This window comes from Pseudomonas sp. TWP3-2 (assembly GCF_049897765.1).
GTDB lineage: Bacteria > Pseudomonadota > Gammaproteobacteria > Pseudomonadales > Pseudomonadaceae > Aquipseudomonas.
This window is the reverse complement of the sequence record NZ_JAFCWW010000003.1, coordinates 420,486-438,967: the sequence shown is the minus strand read 5'-3', so window position 1 is coordinate 438,967 and position 18,482 is coordinate 420,486. Positions and strand designations below refer to the sequence as shown.

Below are 18,482 nucleotides of genomic sequence, written 5' to 3'. Positions count from 1 at the left end.
GGTTTTAACGGTATTTCAACCCAACGTGCACCGATCAAAAAACCGCTCACGCCCGAGCATCATCAGCGCCGCGCGCTTATGCGGGAAGTCGAACTCTTTCTCGCAGTGGAAACACTGATTGTGCATGTGGCCGATCATCTTCGTGTTGTCCGCACGTGGTTCGGCGACCACACGTTGCGTACGCGGATCGTCCAGAAACAGATAATGCACCAACGCCGACAGCCAGCTCGCAACCTTGTGCGGGCCACGATGGCTCTCCTCCCCCACCAGCATGTGGATGCCACGGTCGTAAGTGTCGGCATCGTAGAACGGCGCGATGCGATCTTCCTTGGCCCAATAGGCTTCGAAATAGGCAAACGGCTGATCGTCGAAACAGCCGATCAACGTCAGTGTGTGCGGGTCAGCCTCGAGCTTGCTCAGGTATTCGCGATGCTTTTCGATGCTGCCTTCTTCCTGCCAGAAACTGGCGACGCGCGGACTGTTCTGCCAGCGGTTGAAGCGCGGCAGATCTTCTTCGATCTCTACCGTGCGCAAGGAAATCCACGCACCAAGACGCGAATCGAAACGCCGATAAACCTCACCGCGCGGTTTGACCGGGCGCAAGGGATGGCGTTTTCCATTGCTGATGACCATCTGCTGCGGATAGCTGCCGGTCAACGAAGTGCCGAGCCATGGCTGGGGCAATTGCCAGAACAGGGTGCGCTCGCAACGATATTCGCCAGCCACCTCCGTGCTCACCAGCAAGCCGCTGAGCAAGGCTTCGGTCGGCGGCTGATCGAGCTGCCAGACCAATTGCTGACGCGCCGGATCGCGGCTGAACAACCAATAACATGCCGCCCACAGCGCCTGGCCTGGCGGCAGTGCATAGCGTTCGTCAATCTGGATCGGCCCTTGCGCCTCACGATCAAGGCGCAGGCGGATCAACGGTTGCCCGTCCAGGCTCAGGCTCAGACGGCTCTCGGTGGCATCGGCTTGCAATTGACTACCCGATGGCAGGGCCAGGGCAGTCAGGTCATTCAGATTGGACATGGGTCGGGCTCACGATAATCGTCGACAGTTCAACGATGTGACGTGATCCGCAGGGCAAAATTTAGGCTGCCCGGGTAAATCCGTCCTTCAATTGCCGGGCACCGGCACCACGGCAATCTTGTACGGATCAAAAATCTTCAACATCTGGCCGTTGTCGCGCAGGCGTTTGAGCATCGCGCCAAACGCCTCGCCGGTGATCGGCGCGGCCGGACGCAGAATCGCGTAGTGGTGATAGATCTGATCGATGCGCTGCGACACCAGCAATTCGTCGCGAACCTTTTCGTTACGCAGCAGGTAATCGAACAGATATGAACGTGTCACCAGCGCAATGTCGGCGCGCCCACGCAGCACCATCAGCAGGTTGCTGTCGTGGGAATAGGTCAGCGTCGCGCTGTAGGTTTCCGCGAGGTATTTGGGGTCGGCCTTGAAGTTGGCGAACTCATAGTGATAACCGCTGTAAAGCGCCAGGCGTTTGCCCTTGAGGTCGGCGAAGTAGGCTTGCTGCCGACCAGGCTGGTTCTGCGCGACAAAGATTTCCGCGTCTTCCAGGCCCATATCGACGGTGGTGTGGGGAATGTCTTTCCAGCCCCATTCGGGATTTTCGAAGATCGCCATGTCGGTGCGACCATCCTTGAAGTCACCGAAGCGGCGCGGAATAGAGGTTGGCACCAGCTCGAAACGATAGTCGCTCTGCAGGTCGTTCAACGCGGCGACCAGCTCCGGCAACAGACCGGTGTCGGCGCCGTTTTCCGGGCGAATGGTGTACGGCGGAAAATGCGCAGCGCCCACCCGGACAACTTGCGCCGCTGGAGCGGGCTGTACCCATATTGCAGCCAGCGCTGCGAGCATCAGCCCCGCGGCTGTCCGAATTGGCGAAGACTTCAAAACACCCCACTCCCCGAAAAAATACCGATCAATCTACTCAAGCTAGGCGGTTTCGCCCAGTTAGCCAGTTTCGCCGCACGATAGAAAGCGTCTAACGCTCCTCGAGTACCAGAATCAACGCCTCATCGGCCAGCTGATCGAGGCTCAAACTGCCGCCCGCGCGGAACCAGGTGGTGGTCCACGACAACGCCCCGGTTAGAAAGCGTCGGGTTACGAACACATCGCCACGGATGAACCCGGCGGCCTTGGCCTCGCCGAGCACTTGCAGCCACAGGTCCTCATAAATGTCGCGCAACGCCAGCACCTGGGCCTGCCCTTCTTCGGACAGCGAACGCCATTCGTAGACCAGCACGGCCATGGCTTCGCCGCTGCCCCCCATGATCGACTGCAATTCACAGCGGATCAGCGCCAGCACCCGTTCGCGCACGCTGCCGGCGTCGGCGAGTGCCGCACGCATCAGTGCAGTGTTGTAGCGGATGGTTTCTTCCATCACCGCGCGGAGGATTTCGTCCTTGCTTTTGAAGTGATGGAAAATGCTTCCCGACTGAATGCCCACGGCACCCGCCAGATCGCGCACGGTGGTGCGTTCATAGCCTTTGTTGCGGAACAGATGGGCCGCGACTTGCAGCAATTTGCCGCGCGCGCTGTCCGGGTCGGTCAACTGGCCGGCGTCCACCAGTTCGCGCATTACCCGCAGGGCTTTTTGCTCGTCCACCCATTCTCTCCTACAGTCGATCAGTCGGCTGCCGCCCCGAAACCACAGGCTGGCGCGGGCAATTTAAGCCGCCGGCCGCGACCAAGCAAGCGCTTGGGCAGAAGATAATTTCAGCTGTTTACAAACCAAGCGCTTGCTTGGTAGCCTCGTCGCACTTCTGTCGCAGGTTTCTGAGTCGGAGACAACAATGCCAACAACAATCCGCATCGGTTGTGCCAGCGCGTTCTGGGGCGACACCTCGACCGCCGCCGCGCAGTTGGTGGAAGGTGGGCAACTGGACTATCTGGTGTTCGACTACCTGGCCGAGATCACCATGTCGATCATGGCCGGCGCACGCCTGAAAGATCCGCAAGCCGGTTTCGCCAGCGACTTCATCGAAGTCCTCGCCCCGCTGCTGCCGCAACTTGCGGAACAAAAAATCCGCGTGATCAGCAATGCCGGCGGGATCAACCCGCAAGCCTGCGCCGCCGCGTTGCAAACGGCGTGCGACAAGGCCGGCGTCGCGCTGAAAATCGCCGTGCTGCTCGGTGATGACCTGCAACCGCAGTTCAAACAGCTGCAAGCCCAAGGCATCACGGAAATGTTCAGCGGCGCACCGCTGCCGCCGATGTGCATCTCGACCAACGCCTATCTCGGCGCGCCGGGCATCGTTGAAGCGCTGCGCCTGGGCGCCGACATTGTTATCACCGGGCGCGTGGTCGACAGCGCCGTGGTCAGCGCGGCACTGGTGCATGAATTCGGCTGGTCGTGGCACGACTACGACAAACTTGCACAAGCGGCATTGGCCGGACACATCATCGAGTGTGGCGCGCAGTGCACTGGCGGCAACTTCACCGATTGGCGTGAGGTGCCGGACTACGAGCACATCGGTTTCCCGATCGTCGAAGTCAGCGCCGACGGCCAGTTCATCGTCAGCAAACCCGAAGGCTCTGGCGGATTGATCACGCCGCTGACCGTCGGCGAACAGATGCTCTACGAAATTGGCGATCCTCAGGGCTATCTGCTGCCCGATGTGGTCTGCGATTTCAGTCAGGTCAAACTTCAGCAGCAGGGCAAAAACGCCGTGCAGGTACACGGCGCCAAAGGCCTGCCACCCAGCGACAAATACAAGGTCAGTGCGACGTATCTCGACGGCTTCCGCTGCACCGCCAGTTGCCTGATTGCCGGTATCGATGCGGTAGACAAGGCGCGTCGCGTCAGTCAGGCGATCATCGACAAGACCGGCGAGATGTTCAGCCAGCGCGGCTGGGCGCCCTACAGCGAAACCCATGTCGAATTGCTCGGCAGCGAAGCCACTTACGGCCCTCATGGCCAGCGTCGCGACAGCCGTGAAGTGGTGATCAAACTGGCGGTGCGCCATCCGAATAAACAGGCGCTGGTGCTGTTCTCGCGGGAAATTGCCCAGGCCGCCACCGGTATGGCGCCGGGGCTGACCGGCATCGTTGGCGGACGGCCGACGGTGTATCCGCTGATTCGGCTGTTCTCGTTCCTGATCGACAAAGGCGCCTGCACGTTGCACATCGATTTCGCCGGGGAACGCTATACCTGTGCCCTGCCCGCCCTCACAGCACTTGAAAGCGACGATCTGCCGATCCCTCACGAACCGCCCAAACCCGATGGCCGCGCCGACGCCAGTGTCGCGTTGGTCAAACTGGCGGTGGCGCGTTCCGGCGACAAGGGCAATCACAGCAACATCGGCGTGCTGCCACGGCGTCCGGAATACTTGCCGTGGATCGCCGAGGCGCTGACGCCGGAGGTGATGGTCGAGTGGATGAGCCATGTCCTCGACCCGATTCACGGGCGCGTTGAACGCTGGTATCTGCCCGGCACCCACAGCCTGAACTTCTTGCTGGAAAACGCCTTGGGCGGCGGTGGCGTGGCGAGCCTGCGCATTGATCCGCAGGGCAAGGCGTTCGCCCAGCAACTGCTGGAAATCCAGATCCCGGTGCCGCAGAGCATCGCCGAACAGTTCGATTAGAGGATTGTCGCCATGGCATACGAGTCGATTTTCCGGGCTGATCTGTTCAGCGGCCAGACCATCATCGTCACCGGGGGCGGCAGCGGCATCGGCCGATGCACCGCGCATGAACTGGCGGCACTCGGCGCCAGCGTGGTGTTGGTCGGACGCAAACCAGAAAAGCTGCAAAGCGTCGCCGCGGAAATTGCCGAGGACGGCGGCCTTGCGCATTGGAAGGCCTGCGATATCCGCGATGAAGAAGCAGTCAAGGCACTGATCCGCGAACTGATTGACGAACATGGGCCGATCCACGGACTGGTCAACAATGCCGGCGGCCAATACCCGTCGCCACTGGCCTCGATCAATCAGAAAGGCTTCGAAACCGTGCTGCGTACCAATCTGGTCGGCGGTTTTCTGATGGCGCGCGAAGTGTTCAACCAGTCGATGAGCAAACACGGCGGCAACATCGTCAACATGCTCGCCGACATGTGGGGCGGCATGCCCGGCATGGGCCACTCCGGTGCGGCGCGTGCGGGCATGGACAACTTCACCAAGACTGCCGCGTTCGAGTGGGGTTACGCCGGGGTGCGAGTCAACGCAGTGGCGCCGGGCTGGATCGCCTCCAGCGGCATGGACACCTATGAAGGCGCGTTCAAAGCAGTGATCCCGACCTTGCGTGAACACGTGCCGTTGAAACGCATCGGCACCGAATCGGAAGTCAGTGCAGCGATTGTGTTTCTGCTCAGTCCGGCAGCGGCGTTCGTCAGTGGCAGCACGCTGCGCATCGATGGCGCGGCGAGTCTGGGCAGTCGCGCCTGGCCGTTGCACAAGGCGACCCACAGCGAATCGTTCAACGGTTTTCACCGCGCGTATTTGCCAGATGTGCTCAAGGACAAGGAATAAATCATGCCGCAGATCCAGTCCGAACTCGACCCGCACAGCGAAAGCTTTGCGCGCAATCGCACGGCGATGCTCGCGGCCATCGAGCATGTGCAGCAACTCGAACAGAACCTGTTGAACAAAGCCGCCGAGGCTAAACCGAAATTCGACAAGCGCGGCCAATTGCTGCCGCGTGAGCGCCTGAATTTGTTGCTCGACCCCGGTTCGCCGTTCCTCGAACTGGCCAGCCTCGCCGGCTACAAATTGCACGACGACAAGGACGGCAGCTCGGCTGGAGGCGGTCTGATCGCCGGCATCGGTTATGTGTCCGGCGTGCGCGCGTTGGTGGTGGCGAACAACAGTGCGATCAAGGGCGGAACCATTTCGCCTTCTGGCCTGAAAAAATCCCTGCGCCTGCAACAGATCGCGCAAGACAACAAATTGCCGGTGATCACCCTCGCCGAAAGCGGCGGCGCCAACCTCAATTACGCGGCGGAGATTTTCGTCGAAGGCGCGCGCAGTTTCGCCAACCAGGCGCGGATGTCGGCCATGGGTCTGCCGCAGATCACCGTGGTGCATGGCTCGGCCACCGCTGGCGGCGCGTATCAGCCGGGGTTGTCGGATTACGTGGTGGTGGTGCGCGGCAAGGCCAAGCTGTTTCTGGCTGGCCCGCCATTGCTCAAAGCCGCGACCGGTGAAGTCGCGACTGACGAAGAACTGGGCGGCGCCGAGATGCATGCGCAAGTCGCCGGCACTGCTGAATACCTGGCCGAAAACGATGCCGATGGCGTGCGTCAGGTGCGCGAGATCGTCAGCCTGCTGAACTGGAACGAGCAACTGCCGTGGCTGCCCGAGCCGCAATACAAAGAGCCGTTGTATCCCATCGACGAATTGCTCGGCCTGATCCCGGACGATGCGAAAAAGCCCTACGACGTGCGCGAGATCATTGCGCGCATTGCTGATGAATCGCGCTTCCTTGAGTTCAAGGGCGAGTTCGATCAGCAGACCATTTGCGGCCACCTGAAAATTCAGGGTCGCGCTTGCGGCTTCATCGGCAACAACGGCCCGATCACGCCCAACGGCGCGAGCAAGGCTGCGCAATTCATTCAGCTCTGCGACCAGAGCCAGACGCCGCTGCTGTTTTTTCACAACACCACCGGCTTCATGGTTGGCACCGAGTCGGAACAGCACGGCGTGATCAAACACGGCTCGAAACTGATTCAAGCAGTGGCTAATGCGCGGGTGCCGAAGCTGACGATTGTGGTCGGCGGTTCCTATGGCGCCGGCAACTATGCGATGTGCGGGCGCGGTCTCGATCCGCGCTTCATCTTCGCCTGGCCCAACAGCCGCACGGCGGTGATGGGCGGCGCCCAGGCGGGCAAGGTCCTGCGCATCGTCACCGAGGCCAAACAGCTCAAGGATGGTCTGGTGCCGGATCCGAAAATGCTCGACATGCTTGAGCAGGTCACCGCGCAGAAACTCGACAGCCAATCGACCGCGCTCTACGGCAGCGCCAACCTGTGGGATGACGGCCTGATCGATCCACGCGATACGCGCACGCTGCTCGGTTACCTGCTGGACATCTGTCACGAAGCCGACGTGCGCAATCTTCAGCCCAACAGCTTCGGCGTCAGTCGCTTCTAACGCCTCGATTTCAGGAGAACAATAAAAATGATCTTCACCCAGGAACACGAAGCACTGCGCCGCACCGTCCGCCAATTCGTCGAACACGAGATCAATCCGCACGTCGACGAATGGGAAAAGGCCGGGCGTTTTCCGATTCACGAGATCTTCCGCAAGGCTGGCGACCTCGGACTGCTGGGCATCTCCAAGCCGGAAAAATTCGGCGGCATGGGCCTGGATTACAGCTATTCGATTGTCGCCGCCGAAGAGTTCGGCACCATTCATTGCGGCGGTATTCCGATGTCGATCGGCGTGCAGACCGACATGTGCACCCCGGCCCTCGCCCGCTTCGGCTCCGATGAATTGCGCGAAGAATTTCTGCGGCCAGCGATCACTGGTGAGCAGGTTGGCTGCATCGGCGTCTCGGAAGTCGGCGCCGGCTCTGACGTCGCCGGTCTCAAGACCACCGCGCGCAAGGACGGCGACGACTACGTGATCAACGGCAGCAAGATGTGGATCACCAACTCGCCGAGCGCCGACTTCATCTGCTTGCTGGCCAATACTTCGGACGACAAGCCGCACATCAACAAGTCGCTGATCATGGTGCCGATGACCACGCCGGGGATCAGCCTCAGTTCGCACCTGGACAAACTCGGCATGCGCAGCTCGGAAACCGCCCAGGTTTTTTTTGACGATGTGCGGGTGCCGCAGCGCAATCGCATCGGGCACGAAGGCGCGGGTTTCATGATGCAGATGCTGCAGTTTCAGGAAGAACGGCTGTTCGGCGCGGCGAACATGATCAAGGGCCTGGAATACTGCGTCGACAGCACCATCGAATACTGCAAGGAACGCAAAACCTTCGGCAACGCACTGATCGACAATCAGGTGATCCACTTCCGCCTGGCCGAATTGCAGACCGAAATCGAATGCCTGCGCGCCCTGGTGTATCAGGCCACCGAGCAATATGTGAAAGGCCAGGACGTGACTCGACTGGCGTCCATGGCCAAGCTCAAGGCCGGACGTCTCGGCCGCGAAGTCAGCGACAGTTGCCTGCAATATTGGGGCGGTATGGGCTTCATGTGGGACAACCCGGTGGCCCGCGCCTACCGCGATGTGCGGCTGGTGTCGATTGGCGGCGGCGCCGACGAAATCATGCTCGGGATCATCTGCAAACTGATGGGCATTCTGCCGGGGAAAAAGAAATGAGCGCCCTGCCCGATTGCCAGACGCTGTTACTTGAGGCCCATAACGGTGTGCTGCATATAACCCTCAATCGCCCCGACAGCCGCAATGCGATGAGCCTGCAAATGGTTGCCGAATTGCGCGCGGTGCTGGCGGCGGTGCGTGATGATCGCAGCGTTCGCGCGTTGGTGATCAGTGGTGCCGGCGGGCATTTCTGCGCTGGCGGCGACATCAAGGACATGGCCAACGCCCGCTCGCAAGGCGCAGACGCTTACCGCGACTTGAACCGCGCTTTTGGCGCTTTGCTGGAAGAGGCGCAGCACGCGCCGCAAGTGCTGATCACCGTGTTGCAAGGCGCGGTGCTGGGTGGTGGATTGGGTCTGGCGTGTGTCAGCGATATCGCGATGGCCGATCATCAGGCGCAGTTCGGCTTGCCGGAAACCAGTCTTGGCTTGCTGCCGGCGCAAATTGCGCCGTTTGTGGTGCAACGCATCGGCCTGACTGAAACCCGCAGACGGGCGCTGACTGCCGCGCGCTTCGACGGCACACAGGCCAGACGCATGGGCCTGGTGCATTTTGTCGAACATGATCCGCAGGCGCTGGCGGAACGGCTGGACGAAGTGCTGGATCATGTTTTGTGTTGCGCGCCCGAGGCGAATGCCGCGACCAAAAAACTGCTGCTGGCCAGTGCCGGCCAGCCTTCGAGTGCATTGCTCGATGAAGCGGCGCAGTGGTTCAGCGCGGCAGTGACTGGCGCCGAGGGAATTGAAGGCACGATGGCCTTCATGCAAAAGCGTAAACCACGGTGGGCCAACTGACCCCTGTGGGAGCGGGCTTGCCCGCGATGAGGCCATCACTTTCACCGCAAATCTTCAGGAAACCCACCATGCCCGCCATCCACAAAATCCTGATCGCCAACCGCGGTGAAATCGCCTGCCGTATCCAGCGCACCGCGCAAGCCCTGGGCTATCGCACCGTCGCCGTATTCAGCGACGCCGACGCCAACGCCCTGCATGTACAAATCGCCGATCAAGCCGTCAACATCGGCCCGGCGCCCGTACAACAGTCTTACCTGAACATCCCGGCAATCCTCGACGCCGCCCGGCGCAGCGGCGCCGACGCGATTCATCCCGGCTACGGTTTCCTCTCGGAAAACGCCGAATTCGCCCGCGCCTGCAAGCAGGCTGGCCTGACCTTCATCGGCCCCAGCGTCGAGGCCATCGAACTCATGGGCAGCAAACGCCGCTCGAAAATTGCCATGCTCGCTGCCGGAGTGCCGTGCATCGCTGGCTATCAAGGCGCCGAGCAAGATGACGCAACGTTGCTGCGCGAAGCCGAGCGCATCGGTTATCCGCTGATGATCAAGGCCAGCGCCGGCGGCGGTGGTCGCGGCATGCGCCTGCTGCACAGCGGCGATGATCTGCCAGCGCAGTTGCGCACGGCGCGCTCGGAGGCATTGAACGGCTTCGGCAGCGATGAACTGATCCTCGAACAGGCGCTGATCGAACCGCGCCACGTCGAAGTGCAGCTGTTCGGCGATCAACACGGCAACCTGATTTACCTTGGCGAGCGCGACTGCTCGATCCAGCGCCGCCATCAGAAAGTCATCGAAGAAGCGCCCTGCCCGGTGATGACCGCCGAGCTGCGCCAGGCGATGGGCGCAGCGGCGCTCAAGGCCGGGCGCGCGGTGAACTACGTCGGCGCCGGCACCGTGGAGTTTCTGCTGGATGCGCGTGGCCAGTTCTACTTTCTGGAGATGAACACCCGGTTGCAAGTCGAGCATCCGGTGACCGAGTTGATCACCGGGCTGGATCTGGTCGCCTGGCAGTTGCTGGTCGCCGAAGGCCAGCCGCTGCCGCTGACCCAGGATCAAGTACAGCTCAACGGACATGCCATGGAAGTGCGGCTGTACGCCGAAGACCCCGCTCAAGGATTTCTGCCGCAGACCGGGCGCATCGAGGCGTGGCAACCGGCCCTGCACGCGGGCACGCGGATTGATCACGGTCTGCTCGAAGGTCAGACCGTCAGTCCGTTCTACGACCCGATGCTCGGAAAACTGATCGCCCACGGCGCTACCCGCGAAGAGGCGCGGCGCAAATTGCTGCGTGCGGTGCAGGACAGCGTATTGCTGGGCGTGCAGACCAATCAGCGGCTGCTGGTCGAACTGTTGCAGCATCCGCAATTCATTGCGGGCGAATTCAGCACGGCGTTTATTGCGCAGCAGTTTGCCGATCACTCGTGTCTGCAAAAGCGTGTTCCGAGTACCGAACAACTGGCCATCGCGGCGCTGCTGTTTTATCAATCCACGGCGCAACGACATCGCGCGCCACTGGCCGGCTGGCGCAACAACGCCAGTGTGCCGCTGGATTACCGCCTCGGTCTGGAGGGGCAGGATTGGCATGTGCAATTACGCGCTGCTGCGGATGGCACCTTTTTCGTACAGGTTGCTGAACATAGCTGCACCGTGAAGCTTATTGAACACAGCGACCGCGCCGTAACCCTGGAGATCAACGGCCTGCGCCAACGCCACGCCTATCGACTCGAAGCCGACCAGCTCTGGCTGTTCACCCACCCCGGCAGCCTGCGACTGGAGGATCGAACTCACGCGGTAATCGACAGTCAGACCAGCGTCAGTTCCGGCACCCTCAAGGCACCGATGGACGGCGCGATCATTGATGTGTTGGTCTGCGAAGGCAGCCCAGTCAGCAAAGGACAATTGCTGGTGGTGCTGGAGGCAATGAAAATGGAGCACCCGCTCAAGGCCGGCATCGACGGCGTGCTCAAACGGGTGCAGGTGAAAGTCGGCGATCAGGTAAAAAATCGTCAGGTTCTGTTGCAGGTCGAGTGAGTCACCGGGCGCATCCGCAAGGTTTGACTACGCTCTGAACATCAGAACGCGTAAATCAGGAACCCTGCGATGCCCCATTGGCTGGTCATAGATCTGGAAGCCACCACCGATGACGGTGGCTGGCCGGTTACGGAGATGGAAATCATCGAGATCGGTGCGACCCTGGTGGATCGCGCCGGCCGCGAGCAGGATCACTTCCAGCGCTTCGTCAAACCGACGCGGCGGCCGTTGCTGACGCCGTTCTGTCGCGAGCTGACGCACATCACTCAGGCAAATATCGACGCAGCACAGCCGTTGGAAGAGGTGTGGCCGGCGTTCGAGCGCTGGCTCCGCCAGCATCAGACCCGTCTTGAAGGCTGGGTCAGCTGGGGCGATTACGACCGCAAGCAATTACTTCAGGAATGGCAACGGCTGCAAATCGACAGCGCGCTGGGCCGCGTGCCGCACATGAACCTCAAACAGCGCTTTGCCAAGGCCCGGCGCCTTGAGCGTCCGCTGGGACTCAACGGCGCGCTGCAACTGGCCGGCATGCAATTCAGCGGTCAGCAGCATCGCGCGCTGGAAGATGCGCGCAACACCGCGCGATTACTGCCGCTGGTCTTGCCACTTTAGACAGATGACGACGCCGAGAGCCTTGTGCATACTGGCCGGCCATTTTCAGCCCTTTTATGCCCTTTTCGAGAGGAATCGCCCATGTTTAAAGTCAACGAGTACTTCGACGGCACCGTCAAGTCGATCGCCTTTGGCACTGCTGAAGGTCCGGCGACCATCGGCGTCATGGCCCCGGGCGAATACGAATTCGGCACCAGCCAGCGTGAAATCATGCACGTGGTTTCCGGCGCACTGACTGTAAAACTGCCAGACAGCACCGACTGGGAAACCTTCGCCGCCGGCAGCCAGTTCAACGTTCCGGCCGACAGCAAGTTCCAGCTGAAAGTCGCGGTTGATACCGCTTACCTGTGCGAATACCGCGGCTAAACCCGCAGGTTTTCACAGCCATAAAAAATGCCCGTGTCCAAGGACACGGGCATTTTTCGTTATGGCGCCAGGTTATTCGAGAACTTCCACCGGCATGCCGACTTCAAGTCGACCATTGCTGTCGTTGACCAGGTTCTGCCCAAACATCGCGCCATCGGCCTCGGAGCGGTATTTCTGCAAGGTCGCCAGCGGTTCGCGATCAGCACTGCGCTCGCCGCTCTGCGGGTCGATGGTGGTCAGGACGCACCGCGAGCAGGGCTTGACCACGCGGAACTCGACATCGCCGATACGGATGCGTTTCCAGCTGTCCTCGGCATAAGCCTCGCTGCCTTCGATCACCAGATTCGGCCGGAAACGCAGCATTTCCAGCGGACGTCCGACTTTCTGCGACAGATCCTGCAACGACGCTGCGCCAATCAACAGCAGCGGAAAACCATCGGCGAATGCCACTTGGTCGTCATCTTTGCCGTAACCGGATTGCGTGCTGCGGGCGCGATCCAGCGGCACTTGCACCAGTCGCGTCGGTTTGCCGATGAACTCGCTGAGCCAATGCGCAGCCTCATTGCCGGCATCCGGCACGCGCAGAGTGTCACGCCAGATCGTCACGCCACGCAGCTCGGCGTTGGCGCCGGGCAAGTCGATATTGATCGGCGAACGGCCGGGTGCAGCCAGGGTCAGGCCACCGCTGGCATTCCACAACGCCGACAACTGACTCATCTGCGCCACGGCACGCTGGGTCAGGAAGCGCCCGCTCGCCTCGTCCACCAGCATCCAGCGTCGGTCGCCAGCCAGCCCGAGCTTGTCCAGAGCGATCTCTTGCAGAGTCTCGCCCTTGGCGGATTTCAACGGGTAACGATAAAGCGCGCTCAGACGCAGCATGGCCAGCTCCCTGGTGGGCAAAAAAAGCCACCCTATACGAGCTGAGCGGCGAATCAAAGGCTGACGCGAGATCAGCCTCATCCGGTGTGTCAGGCCGGTACTTCGTCGAGCATCAGGCGCTGGCGCACCACGTCGACCAGCTTGTCCGGCTGGAACTTGGAGAGGAAGTTGTCGCAACCGACCTTCTTCACCATCGAATCGTTGAAACTGCCGGACAGCGAGGTGTGCAGCACCACGTACAAACTGCGCAGACGCGGATCGTTGCGAATTTCGGTGGTCAGGCGATAGCCGTCCATTTCCGGCATTTCGGCGTCGGTGAAGATCATCAGCAGTTTTTCGGTCATGTTCACGCCGGTATCGGCCCACGCCTTGAGCATGTTCAGGGCTTTCAAACCGTCGCTGGCGATGTGCATCTTCACGCCCAACTGGCCGAGGGTGTCGCGCAACTGCGACAGTGCCACTTTCGAGTCGTCCACCAGCAGCACTTCGCGGCCAGCGGCGCGCTCGAGTACCGGGTCTTCGAGTTTCTCGCGCGATACTTTGGCGTTGTACGGGACGATTTCGGCGAGGACTTTCTCGACGTCGATGATTTCCACCAGTTGATCGTCGACCTTGCTGATTGCCGTGAGGTAGTGCTGGCGACCGGCGCTGGTCGGCGGCGGCAGGATGGCTTCCCAGTTCATGTTGACGATGCGGTCCACGCCACCGACGAGGAACGCCTGCACCGAACGGTTGTACTCGGTGACGATGATTGTACTGGTCGGGCTCGGCACCAATGGGCGCATGCCGATCGCCTGCGACAGGTCGATCACCGGCAGCGTCTGCCCGCGCAGGTTGACCACACCGCAGACGAACGGGTGTCGCTGAGGCATCAGGGTCAGCTTCGGCAGTTGCAGGACTTCCTGAACCTTGAACACGTTGATCGCGAACAACTGACGTCCGGCCAGGCGGAACATGAGGATTTCCAGGCGATTCTCACCCACCAGTTGCGTGCGTTGGTCTACCGTGTCGAGAATGCCGGCCATCAATGACTCCTGGGCTTGTACTGATGAATTCACTATTGGGTGGTTTATCGGCTGTATCGCGCGATTCTTGATAGCCGCGAAAAGCGCTATCAAAATGCCACGCCAAAGCATTGATGTCACATTAACATCATGGTTTACTGAGGCTGCTGAATTCATCTGCTGCATTCCTCTCCGGCGCGACCTCGGTTTGCGCAACAGGTTCCCGCGCCTAAGGGTTTCCCCTAGGAATCATCAGGCCCAACCTGATGTTCGCAATATCCAATAGCCATTAATGTGACGCCATTCTCATTGCATGAACGGAGTCAGGCTTTTGTGTGCGATCGCAGGTCAGTGGATATCCACCCTCACGAAAATCCCGGCCAGAGCCATGGCACTGTGGGGCGCGATCTCACGACGATTCATGATCGTCGACACACACGACATTCGTTCATCAGACATGACGTTGTGGAGATAAGCATGCCGAACGACCGTAACGAGTGGGCGCAGCAATTCGCCGAGTTTCTCGTCGAGGCTGAAACGCTCCTGGCCAAGTCCGAAGAGTGCCTGAGCCACTTGCAACTGATCCGCAACGACAAGGATGCCGTCGATTGCATGCTCAGCACCCTGCTCAAACTGGCGAGCAAGGCCGATGCCTTGGCGCTGGAGCCGGTCTCCGAGTTTTCGCTGCATCTGCACGGGCTGCTCACTCAGGCACAAGACCATGTTGATCTGCACGCCCAAGCGCTTGAGGCACTGAAAGACTGCTTCACGTTGATCGCCTGGCAACTGGAACTGGTCGATCTGAGCACCGGTCAGTTGAGTCTGGATGACAGCGAACAGACTTCCCTGATTGAAGCGTTCGCCTTTCAGGTAGGACAGAGCCAGTTCCAACCGCCGATGCACGCCAAACCACTGTCGCTCGTCTCCTGTTAGGAGCGCGGCGCAGATAGCTTGAGCTGGCGATGTCGCAAATACATCTTTCATGCCTGCCAGCGACAATCAAAAATTAAATATCACTCTTGAGCGGCGCGAAGCTCTTCCGCCGGTGTCAGGGTTTTCCTGTGTACAACAAGCCCAACTTGTACAGCGTCGATATCTATAGAGTCCGGCTAATAACTTTCCATTATGGAACCGACGTCCAATGCAGAGGCATTCCTGACTCTTTGAACATATAGCGCGAACGCGACCAGCGGTATGTTAAGTGGTATTATCCCGCCCGTTAGTTGCTCGCGGTTAATGGCACTGTGACTTCAGCGATATGTTTTCCATAAAAGTTTTCGGCCGATTGGCAGTTAAAGAGCCCTTCGAAAGCGCCACATGAACGACAGCAGTTTCAGACAGAGATCGGCCAGCCTCGCTGCACGATCTACCCGCAGCGAACATTCATTGGCTCCATCCGCTATGTACGCCAGCCTCAAGTCAATCACCACATGGCCGCCCTCGCGAGCAAACGCACGCCGCTTCACGCTGTTGCTGTGCGTCGGCTCAGCGCTCGGCAGCGTGCTCACCTTTGGCCTGTCCGCTCCGCTGTCGTTCGGTCTGCTGGTGCTCAATGTGAGCGCTGCCGTTTGCGTCTTCGTCCACCATCGCTTGTCGCGCAAGTCGATCAAATTCCAGCCGCAGGAGCTTGCCGACCGTTTACTGGAAGTCCAGGAAAACGAGCGTCATCGGCTCAGCCGTGAGTTGCACGATGATATCGGCCAGTTGCTGACCGCCGCCAAACTGCAAAGCGACTGGCTCAAACGCCGCTTGCCCGATGACTTGCAGGAGCACTGCGCACTGCTGAGTACGACGCTGGATGAAACACTCGATAAAGTGCGCGACGTATCGGCCATTCTTAATCCGCGACAGCTGACCAGTCTGGGGCTGGAGGCGAGTCTGCGTGCGCACCTGCTCAAGACATTGACCAACACTTCGCTGCACTGGAGCCTCGACTGCCAGCAGCGTCTGAACGGATTGCCGGAAGAAATGGCGGTTGCGGCGTTTCGCATTGCTCAAGAGGCAGTCACCAATATCTTGCGCCATGCGCAGGCGAACAATCTGTTGATCCGGGTCCAGCGTCTGCCCAAGGGTCTGACCTTGCTGATCAGCGATGACGGCCAGGGATTTGCGCCTGCCGCCGATCCCGGTCGCGAAGGACAACGTGGCATGGCCGGGATGGCCGAACGGATCGAGCAACTGGGTGGCACCCTGAACGTCACGAGCGAACCGGGCAAAGGCACTCAAATCGAAGCACTTTTCCCCTGGGCGCCACGGGCACTCGAGCGGGCCAGTACGAATAAGGTTATGCGTTGACTTGTAACTTACTTCTGGTGGATGACCACTCGCTGATCAGGGCTGGCGTACGCGCTCTGGTGCTGGATATTCCGGGTTATGCGGTAATCGGCGAGGCCAACGATGGCTCGCAGTTGCTCGAAATGGTCGAGCAACTGAATCCCGATATTGTCTTGCTCGATATCTCGATGAGAGAAACCGGCGGCCTTGAAGCCTTGCAACGACTACGACGCGTGCGTCCGCAGAGCAAAGTGCTGATTCTGTCGATGCACACCGATCCTGCGCTGATCATGCAGGCACTCGAATCCGGTGCGCATGGCTATCTGCTCAAGGACACCACCGCCACCGAGCTCGAGCATGCACTGGAAGCCCTGCGCAATAATGAACGCTACCTGAGTCCGGCCATCGCTCACACGGTGATCAACCAGGCATTGACCCGCAATCAGAAGCATCAGCCGGAAGTCGCCGAATCGCACAACCTGACGGCGCGCCAGCTGGAAATCCTGCGTCTGATCGTACGCGGAAAATCCACCCGCGAAATCGCCAACGGCCTCGGCCTCAGTATCAAGACTGTCGAAACCCACCGCTCGCAGATCATGAAGCGTCTGCAGATCTACGACGTGGCGGGCCTCGTTCTATTTGCCGTACGTGAGCAGATCATCAGCCTTGATGACTGATCGCCTGCGCTGAACTCAACAACGGCGAGTCTTGCGGCAAGTGCACCTGCAGCGCCGCCGGGCGCGCAGTAAAACGCATGTTCTCGCCTTCCAGCGGTTCGCCGTCGAGATTGATGTAAAGGCCCTCCGCAGCCTTGATCTCAACCCACGGCAACCGCGCTCGCACGAACATGTTGTCCAGACCGAAACCATCGCTGAGCAAGGTTTTCAGCGTGCCGACCAATTCCTGTGGCGCTGGCAAAATGCTGACATCCAGCAATCCGTCATCGGCCAATGCCTCGGGGCATAGCACGTGACCGCCGCCCGCCTGCCGACCGTTGCCGATACCCAGCGCCAGCATCTCCCCACTCCAATGAAAATCCGGCCCCTGCAATTCTCCGTAAGCAGCATGCAATTCACTGAAGCGTGATAACCCGGTGAACAGATAGGCTGCGCCACCGAGCACCTTTTTCAGATCCTCGGAAGTATTGGCGGTGACCTGACTGCCAAATCCGCCGGTGGCCATGTTCAGGAAAATCTGCCCGCCGACTTCCCCCAGGTCAATCTTGCGAGGTGGCGCGTCCAGCAAATCGAGAGCCTCTTCGGGTTCAAGAGGGATGCCGGCAGCGCGGGAAAAGTCATTGGCCGTGCCCAGTGGTAACAACACCAGACTGGCCTTGTCCGGGTGCGCGGCCAAGGCTTCGGCGATATCGCGCAATGTCCCATCACCACCGCCGGCGATAATTTTCGTGTATCCCGCTGCCAGCGCCTCCTCTACCAGACGTTGCGCATCACCGGCCTCCCAAGTCACCCGCACTGCGAGCTCCCAACCTTGTTCACGCTTGCTTTCGACGGCAGCACGCACCGCCTCGTTGAGTGCCTGCTTGCCATGCAGAATTAACAATGCCCTGCGTTCACTCATCAAGGTAGCTCCTAAAATTGAATCAGTTCGGGACATCTTGACCACTCAGACACGCAAAAAAGTCGCACGAATAACATTTAATTCTGATTTCCGGGCGGCTCGTCCTACAGGACGGTATCTTTTCTTACGAAATAACAGGAATTGGCTCAATTGACCGGGTGCAGTGTTTGCTTCAACGTGGCTCGGCGGTATCAATTTCCGACCCGACCACACAAGGATGTGCATGTAATGAATGGATACACTCTTAGTACTTTCGACTGCTCGAAAAACGGCGGTAGCCAACCGGCATCAATAGCACTGCATGGAGACGTCCATGCCAAGTCATGAAACCAAAGCAACCGCAAGTGCATTTATCCCACTTGCCGATAGTCGCGCCAATCATCAAAGCGAATTCAAAGGTACTGCCAAAAACGCTGGAGATACCGGAATGGAACCTCGCGTTACCGAACTGGAAACCCATCTGAAGTACATCCGTCGGGACATGGACGAGGTGCGGGGCGATGTAAAAGCCATCAAGCATCGCCTCGCCTATTCGGCTGGTGCGGCTGCTGTGGTAATGGGTCTGGTAGGCTGGGTGGCCAACAGTCGATTCGACCAATTGGTTGCGCTGCTGGCCCGTTGAATGCATGAGTGCAGGCGATGGCTGTGGCG

Annotated in this window: 18 protein-coding genes; 12 read left to right on the top strand and 6 right to left on the bottom strand. The window is 59.9% G+C overall.

Translation table 11 applies throughout. The features are described from left to right. Window positions 1–15: 15 nt before the first annotated feature. From ACP7EE_RS07530 to ACP7EE_RS07520, 3 genes are all read right to left on the bottom strand, one after another. On the bottom strand, window positions 16–1,029 hold the full coding sequence (locus tag ACP7EE_RS07530) for a GNAT family N-acetyltransferase (RefSeq protein ID WP_426234073.1): 1,014 nt from the start codon (window positions 1,027–1,029) through the stop codon (window positions 16–18). A gap of 87 nt (window positions 1,030–1,116) precedes the next feature. After that, window positions 1,117–1,914 carry a substrate-binding periplasmic protein gene (locus ACP7EE_RS07525; protein WP_426203282.1) on the bottom strand — a complete coding sequence of 266 codons (798 nt, stop codon included), beginning with the start codon at window positions 1,912–1,914 and terminating at the stop codon, window positions 1,117–1,119. A gap of 91 nt (window positions 1,915–2,005) precedes the next feature. Further along, window positions 2,006–2,629 (bottom strand): TetR/AcrR family transcriptional regulator, encoded by a 624-nt coding sequence (locus ACP7EE_RS07520; RefSeq protein WP_426203279.1) that lies wholly within the window; start codon window positions 2,627–2,629, stop codon window positions 2,006–2,008. A 187-nt stretch (window positions 2,630–2,816) separates the two neighbouring features. Here ACP7EE_RS07520 and ACP7EE_RS07515 point away from each other — a divergent pair, with 187 nt between their 5' ends. From ACP7EE_RS07515 to ACP7EE_RS07480, 8 genes are all read left to right on the top strand, one after another. Further along, window positions 2,817–4,607 (top strand): acyclic terpene utilization AtuA family protein, encoded by a 1,791-nt coding sequence (locus ACP7EE_RS07515; protein ID WP_426234072.1) that lies wholly within the window; start codon window positions 2,817–2,819, stop codon window positions 4,605–4,607. Window positions 4,608–4,619: 12 nt separating this feature from the next. After that, window positions 4,620–5,489, top strand: coding sequence for an SDR family oxidoreductase (locus ACP7EE_RS07510; protein ID WP_426234071.1), 870 nt, complete (start codon window positions 4,620–4,622; stop codon window positions 5,487–5,489). A gap of 3 nt (window positions 5,490–5,492) precedes the next feature. Continuing rightward, the gene (atuC, locus tag ACP7EE_RS07505; protein WP_426234070.1) at window positions 5,493–7,109 is read left to right on the top strand and encodes a geranyl-CoA carboxylase subunit beta; all 1,617 of its coding nucleotides are present in this window, start codon (window positions 5,493–5,495) and stop codon (window positions 7,107–7,109) included. 27 nt (window positions 7,110–7,136) lie between these two features. After that, a complete protein-coding gene (gene atuD, locus ACP7EE_RS07500; RefSeq protein ID WP_426234069.1) occupies window positions 7,137–8,294 on the top strand; it encodes a citronellyl-CoA dehydrogenase in 1,158 nt (385 codons plus the stop codon). Further along, a complete protein-coding gene (locus tag ACP7EE_RS07495) occupies window positions 8,291–9,088 on the top strand; it encodes an enoyl-CoA hydratase/isomerase family protein (RefSeq protein WP_426234068.1) in 798 nt (265 codons plus the stop codon). The genes atuD and ACP7EE_RS07495 overlap by 4 nt, the downstream gene beginning before the upstream one ends. A gap of 68 nt (window positions 9,089–9,156) precedes the next feature. Then, complete coding sequence (locus tag ACP7EE_RS07490; RefSeq protein ID WP_426234067.1) at window positions 9,157–11,118, top strand: acetyl/propionyl/methylcrotonyl-CoA carboxylase subunit alpha; 1,962 nt, start codon at window positions 9,157–9,159, stop codon at window positions 11,116–11,118. A 69-nt stretch (window positions 11,119–11,187) separates the two neighbouring features. Beyond that, complete coding sequence (locus ACP7EE_RS07485; protein ID WP_426234066.1) at window positions 11,188–11,730, top strand: exonuclease domain-containing protein; 543 nt, start codon at window positions 11,188–11,190, stop codon at window positions 11,728–11,730. An 81-nt stretch (window positions 11,731–11,811) separates the two neighbouring features. Further along, the gene (locus tag ACP7EE_RS07480; RefSeq protein ID WP_426234065.1) at window positions 11,812–12,096 is read left to right on the top strand and encodes a pyrimidine/purine nucleoside phosphorylase; all 285 of its coding nucleotides are present in this window, start codon (window positions 11,812–11,814) and stop codon (window positions 12,094–12,096) included. Between the two features lie 72 nt (window positions 12,097–12,168). On the opposite strand, the gene ACP7EE_RS07475 is transcribed toward ACP7EE_RS07480, so the two are convergent. Further along, a complete protein-coding gene (locus ACP7EE_RS07475; protein ID WP_426234064.1) occupies window positions 12,169–12,975 on the bottom strand; it encodes an MOSC domain-containing protein in 807 nt (268 codons plus the stop codon). Window positions 12,976–13,064: 89 nt separating this feature from the next. After that, window positions 13,065–14,000, bottom strand: a complete 936-nt coding sequence (locus ACP7EE_RS07470) for a chemotaxis protein CheV (protein WP_420650509.1) — start codon at window positions 13,998–14,000, stop codon at window positions 13,065–13,067. 456 nt (window positions 14,001–14,456) lie between these two features. Here ACP7EE_RS07470 and ACP7EE_RS07465 point away from each other — a divergent pair, with 456 nt between their 5' ends. From ACP7EE_RS07465 to ACP7EE_RS07455, 3 genes are all read left to right on the top strand, one after another. After that, window positions 14,457–14,912, top strand: coding sequence for a hypothetical protein (locus ACP7EE_RS07465; RefSeq protein ID WP_426234063.1), 456 nt, complete (start codon window positions 14,457–14,459; stop codon window positions 14,910–14,912). 468 nt (window positions 14,913–15,380) lie between these two features. Then, window positions 15,381–16,274, top strand: coding sequence for a sensor histidine kinase (locus ACP7EE_RS07460; protein WP_420650552.1), 894 nt, complete (start codon window positions 15,381–15,383; stop codon window positions 16,272–16,274). Beyond that, on the top strand, window positions 16,271–16,930 hold the full coding sequence (locus ACP7EE_RS07455; protein ID WP_420650507.1) for a response regulator: 660 nt from the start codon (window positions 16,271–16,273) through the stop codon (window positions 16,928–16,930). Before ACP7EE_RS07460 ends, ACP7EE_RS07455 begins: the two co-directional genes overlap by 4 nt. Here the strand turns inward: ACP7EE_RS07455 and yegS are convergent. Beyond that, window positions 16,914–17,831 carry a lipid kinase YegS gene (gene yegS / locus ACP7EE_RS07450; RefSeq protein ID WP_426203257.1) on the bottom strand — a complete coding sequence of 306 codons (918 nt, stop codon included), beginning with the start codon at window positions 17,829–17,831 and terminating at the stop codon, window positions 16,914–16,916. The two genes, ACP7EE_RS07455 and yegS, sit on opposite strands and share 17 nt — an antisense overlap. Before the next feature lie 313 nt (window positions 17,832–18,144). On the opposite strand from yegS, the gene ACP7EE_RS07445 reads away from it, so the two are divergent. After that, window positions 18,145–18,453, top strand: coding sequence for a hypothetical protein (locus ACP7EE_RS07445; protein WP_426203255.1), 309 nt, complete (start codon window positions 18,145–18,147; stop codon window positions 18,451–18,453). Window positions 18,454–18,482: the final 29 nt, after the last annotated feature.